Genomic DNA, 5,081 nt, shown 5'->3' on the forward strand with positions numbered 1-5,081 from the left:
AGGTACTCGACCAGCTGCTGTGCGGCGGATTCCGGCAGCGGCAGGCGCTCCAGCACGCGCTCCCTGGCGTGCCCCACGCCCCCTTCGACGAGCCAGTCCGCCACGTCCTGGCGCAGCCGCGACACGGCCGCCGACAGCTCCGCCGTGCGGCCCGGTGCCTCGCCGAACCAGAACGGGATGTTCGGCGGCTGGCCGTGGGCGTCCTGCACGAACAGGCGCCCGGTCTCGACCTTCAGGATGCGGTAGGAGGCGTTGCCGAGCTGGAAGATGTCGCCCGGCAGGCTCTCGAAGGCGAAATCCTCGTTCACGCTGCCGATACGAAGGTTCTCGGGCGTCAGCAGCACGTCGCAGTCGAACTGGTCCGGAATCACCCCGCCCGAGGTTACGGCGGCGAGTGCCGCGCCACGACGCGCCCGCAGGCGGCCGTGCACGCCGTCGCGGTGCAGCCAGGCGCCGCGCCGGCCGCGGCGGGTGGTGTAGCCCTCGGCCAGCATGCGCAGCACGGCGTCGTAATCGTCGCGGGCAAGCTCACGGTACGGATGGGCCCGGCGTACCTGCGCGTACAGCGCCGCCTCGTCCCACTCGCGCGCCGCCACCTCGGCCACGATCTGCTGCGCCAGCACGTCGAGCGGCGCCTGCGGCATGACGATGGCGTCGAGTTCGTCGCGCGCCACTGCGTCCAGCAGCGCCGCGCATTCGACCAGATCGTCTCTTGAGAGCGGGAAAAGACGCCCGTGCGGCAGCGCACCCACGGCATGGCCGGACCGTCCCACGCGCTGCAAAAAGGTGGCGATGGCCTTCGGCGAGCCGAGCTGGCAGGCGAGGTCCACGTCGCCGATGTCGATGCCGAGTTCCAGCGAGGCGGTGCATACCAGCGCCGTGAGCTGCCCGGCCTTCAGGCGCTGCTCGGCATCGAGCCGATGGCGCCGCGCGAGGCTGCCGTGGTGCGAGGTGACGCGCTCCTCGCCGAGGCGTTCGGCCAGATGCCGCGCCACCCGCTCGGCCATGCGGCGGGTGTTCACGAACACCAGCGTGGTGCGGCGCTGGCCGGCGAGTTCGGCCAGGCGGTCGTACAGCTCGGTCCACACCTCGCCCGCCATCACCGCACCGAGCGGCGCCTGGGGCACCTCGATGGCCAGTCGGCGGTCGCGCACGTGGCCGGTGTCGATCACCGCGCACGGTTCAGCGCCGGTGAGGTAGTCGGCAATCCGTTCGATGGGCTTCTGGGTGGCGGACAGGCCGATGCGCTGTGGCGGCCGGCCGGTGAGCGCCACCAGTCGCTCCAGCGACAGCATCAGGTGCGCGCCGCGCTTGCTGCCGGCAAGCGCATGGATTTCGTCCACGATCACCGTGCGCACGCCACCCAGCATGGCCCGGCCGGACTGTGAGGTGAGCAGGATGTACAGCGACTCCGGCGTCGTCACCAGGATGTGGGGCGGGCGGCGGCGCTGGCGATCGCGCTCGGCCTGTGGTGTGTCGCCGGTGCGCACGGCGGCGCGGATGGGAACCTCCGGCAGGCCGGTGGCGCGAAGTTGGTCCCGTATGCCGGCCAGCGGTGCCTCGAGGTTGCGCTCGATGTCCGCCGACAACGCCTTCAGCGGCGACACGTACAGCACCTGCACCGCATCCGGCAGCGGTGCCGTGAGGCCCGCGCGCAGCAGGTCGTCAATGGCGGTCAGAAACGCCGCCAGCGTCTTGCCGCTGCCGGTGGGCGCGGCCAGCAGCGTGTGCTGCCCGGCGCGGATCTGCGGCCAGGCAGCCGCCTGCGCCGGGGTTGGCGCCGGGAAGTGTTGGCCGAACCAGGTGGCCAGTGCGGGGTGGAAGGCGGCAAGCGACATGACGTGCCGGACCGAGCGGGGTGCGCGCCCACCGCGTTGCAGGTGGTGCCCGGAGCCGGAATCGAACCGGCACGGCCGCGAGGCCGAGGGATTTTAAGTCCCTTGCGTCTACCTGTTTCGCCATCCGGGCGGGCGCGAGCGGCGCCTGCATGGTATCAGCCGCCGCGGCGTCGGCCGTATCGGGCACGGTCGTGGTGCCCGCATAATGGGCGGCGTCATGCCGTCCCCCGTCGACATCCTGCGCACCGTTTTCGGTTACCACGCGTTCCGCGGCCAGCAGGCGGCAATCATCGACCAGGTCAGCGGCGGCGGTGATGCGCTGGTGATCATGCCGACCGGCGGCGGCAAGTCGCTGTGCTACCAGGTGCCGTCGCTGGTGCGGCCGGGCGTCGGCGTGGTGGTGTCGCCACTGATTGCGCTGATGGACGATCAGGTGGCGGCGCTGCGCGAGCTGGGCGTGGCCGCGGCGGCGCTGCATTCCGGGTTGCCGCCGGCCGAGACGGCACAGGCCGAGCGCGCGCTGGCTGCCGGGCGGCTGGACCTGGTCTACATGGCGCCGGAACGCCTGTTGGGCGAGCGGACGCTGGACCTGCTGGCGGGCACGCAGGTGGCGTTGATCGCCATCGACGAGGCGCACTGCGTGTCGCAGTGGGGGCACGATTTCCGGCCCGAGTATCTGGGGCTTGGCCTGCTGGCCGAGCGTTTTCCCGGCGTGCCGCGGGTGGCCCTGACCGCCACCGCCGACGATGCCACGCGGCGGGACATTGCCCAGCGGCTGGCCCTGCACGACGCGCCGCTGTTCGGCGCCGGTTTCGATCGGCCAAACATCCGCTATCACGTGGCGCATGGCGAGCGGCTGCGCGAACGGCTGCTGGCGTTCCTGGACACCCATCACGGCACCGATTCGGGCATCGTCTACTGCCCGACCCGCCGCCGGGTGGAGGAAACCGCCGCCTGGCTGGCCGGGCACGGCCGCACGGCGCTGGTCTATCACGCCGGTCTGCCGGCCGAGCAGCGCAGCGCCAGCCAGCGTCGTTTCCTGCGCGAGGACGGGGTGGTGATGGTGGCCACCGTGGCCTTCGGCATGGGCATCGACAAGCCGGACGTGCGCTTCGTGGCGCACCTGGGGCTGCCGAAGAACGTCGAGAGCTACTACCAGGAGACCGGCCGCGCCGGGCGCGACGGCCTGCCGGCCAACGCCTGGCTGGGCTATGGCCTGGCCGACGTGGTCGGCGTGCGCCAGTTGCTGGCCGCCACCGAGTCGCCGGACGAGCGCCGGCGTGTCGAGCAACGCAAGTTCGAGGCCCTGCTGGGGCTGGTGGAGGCCACCGGCTGCCGGCGTCAGGCGCTGCTGGGTTATTTCGGTGAGCAGCTCGCCCGGCCGTGCGGCAATTGTGACAACTGCCTGGACCCGCCGGTCACGTTCGACGCTACGCAGGCGGCGCGCCTGGCGCTGTCGTGCATCTACCGTACCGGCCAGCGCTTCGGAGTGAGCTACCTGATCGAGGTGCTGCGTGGTGGCAACGAGCCGCGCATCGGCGCGCTCGAGCACGACCGGCTGGCCCTGTACGGCCAGGGGCGCGAACGCACGGCGGCACAGTGGCGCGCCATCTACCGGCAACTGGTGACCGGTGGCTATGTCAGCGTGGATGTGGACGGTCATGGCGGTCTTCGGCTGACCGAGCGGGCGCGGCCGCTGTTGCGCGGCGAGCAGACACTGCATCTGCGCGAGTCCGCGCCGGACAAGCCGCGCCGTGTCCGGCGTGGCGGCAGCGCCGCGGTGGCGGATGCCGATCAGACGCTGTTCGAGGCCCTGCGTGCCGAGCGCCGGCGCCTGGCCGAAAGCCACGGCGTGCCGGCCTACGTGATCTTCCACGACGCCACGCTGGCGCAGATGGCCGCGCAGCGGCCGCGCACGCTGGTCGAGATGGCGGGTATCAACGGTGTCGGTGGCGCCAAGCTGGAGCGCTACGGACAGGCGTTCCTGGCGGTGATCGACGCGGTGGCTTGAGAGGGGCGTCAGCCGCCGGTCATGGACATGAAGCGGATGACCTTTTCCGGTCGTTCGCGGAATTCGTGGCGTTCCGGCTTGATGGCGATGGCCGCGCGGATGGCCGCTTCCAGTTCGGCATCGTCGGCGCCGGCACGCAGCAGGGGCCGCAGCGGGTAGCTGTGGTCCTGGCCCAGGCACAGGTACAGCGTGCCATCGGCGGCCAGGCGCACGCGGTTGCAGGTTTCGCAGAAGTGCTGCGAGATGGGCGTGATGAAGCCGATGCTGGTGTTCGAGCCGGCCAGGCGGTAGTAGCGCGCGGGCCCGCCGCCGGGCAGCAGGTCCGGGATCAGCTCGAACCGCCGGGCCAGGCGCTGGCGCACCGTTTGCAGGTCCAGGTACTGGCCGCTGGCCTGCCGGCCGGTGTCGCCCATGGGCATGGTCTCGATCAGGCGCAGCGTGAAGTCGCGCTCGGCGCAGAACGCCACCATGTCCTCGATTTCGTCGTCATTGACGCCGCCCATCGCCACCATGTTGATCTTGACCGGCGACAGGCCCGCCGCGTGCGCCGCCTCCAGGCCGCGCAGCACCTTGTGCAGCTTGCCGCCGCCGGTGATCTGCGCGAACCGGTCGGCGCGCAGCGAGTCGAGACTGACGTTGACACGGCCGATGCCGGCACGCTTGAGCGCCTCGGCGTACTTGTCCAGGCGCACCGCGTTGGTGGACAGCGACAGATCCTGCAGGCCCGCCAGCGCCGACAGGCGCGCGGCCAGGTCGGGCAGGTTGCGCCGCACCAGCGGTTCGCCGCCGGTGAGGCGGATGCGCTGCACGCCAAGGCGCGTGAAGGCCGCCACCACGCGCGCGATCTCGTCGAAGCTGAGCCATTCCTCGGGTTCGTGAAAGCCGTCGAACCCCTTGGGCATGCAGTAGTTGCAGCGCAGGTCGCAGCGGTCGGTGACCGACACGCGGACATAGTCGATACGCCGCTGGAACGGGTCGACCAGGCCGGTGGAGTTGGGCGTCTGCTGCATGCGCCGACTATAACAAAACGGCTGTACGGGTCGGCCGGGCGTACATGCCGTCAGGCTGCCGACAGTGTGCCAAGCGGCCAGCGGGCGCGGGCGCCGCAGTCCGCGTCCGCCTGTTCGCCGGCCTGCAGGCGCAGGCACCCGGCAAAGGCCACCATGGCGCCGTTGTCGGTGCAAAGCTCCGGGGGCGGGTAATGCACCGCGAAGCCGTCGGCGGCGCCGGCG

The 5,081-nt window shown here is 71.4% G+C and carries 3 protein-coding genes, 1 tRNA gene and 1 pseudogene; 1 reads left to right on the forward strand and 4 read right to left on the reverse strand.

Annotation, left to right across the window (positions count from 1 at the left end; all coding sequences use genetic code 11):
* Both ABYX71_RS10230 and ABYX71_RS10235 read right to left on the reverse strand, forming a co-directional pair.
* Positions 1-1,838: DEAD/DEAH box helicase (locus tag ABYX71_RS10230; RefSeq protein WP_372696399.1), on the reverse strand; the 1,838-nt coding region annotated here is incomplete at its 3' end.
* A 43-nt stretch (positions 1,839-1,881) separates the two neighbouring features.
* A tRNA-Leu gene (locus ABYX71_RS10235) sits at positions 1,882-1,968 on the reverse strand.
* A gap of 87 nt (positions 1,969-2,055) precedes the next feature.
* Here ABYX71_RS10235 and recQ point away from each other — a divergent pair.
* On the forward strand, positions 2,056-3,849 hold the full coding sequence (gene recQ, locus ABYX71_RS10240; RefSeq protein ID WP_372696400.1) for a DNA helicase RecQ: 1,794 nt from the start codon (positions 2,056-2,058) through the stop codon (positions 3,847-3,849).
* Between the two features lie 8 nt (positions 3,850-3,857).
* Here recQ and moaA read toward each other — a convergent pair whose 3' ends face one another.
* Together moaA and ABYX71_RS10250 are read right to left on the reverse strand one after the other, a co-directional pair.
* A complete protein-coding gene (gene moaA / locus ABYX71_RS10245) occupies positions 3,858-4,859 on the reverse strand; it encodes a GTP 3',8-cyclase MoaA (RefSeq protein WP_372696401.1) in 1,002 nt (333 codons plus the stop codon).
* Between the two features lie 50 nt (positions 4,860-4,909).
* Positions 4,910-5,081, reverse strand: a pseudogene (locus ABYX71_RS10250) (tRNA (adenosine(37)-N6)-threonylcarbamoyltransferase complex transferase subunit TsaD); the annotation flags it as partial.

The organism is Immundisolibacter sp. (genome assembly GCF_041625615.1).
Taxonomy (GTDB): Bacteria; Pseudomonadota; Gammaproteobacteria; order Immundisolibacterales; family Immundisolibacteraceae; genus Immundisolibacter.

Coding starts and splice junctions, on each gene's coding strand:
- recQ (WP_372696400.1), top strand. CDS start 2,056: ATGCCGTCCCCCGTCGACATCCTGCGCACCGTTTTCGGTTACCACGCG.
- moaA (WP_372696401.1), bottom strand. CDS start 4,859: ATGCAGCAGACGCCCAACTCCACCGGCCTGGTCGACCCGTTCCAGCGG.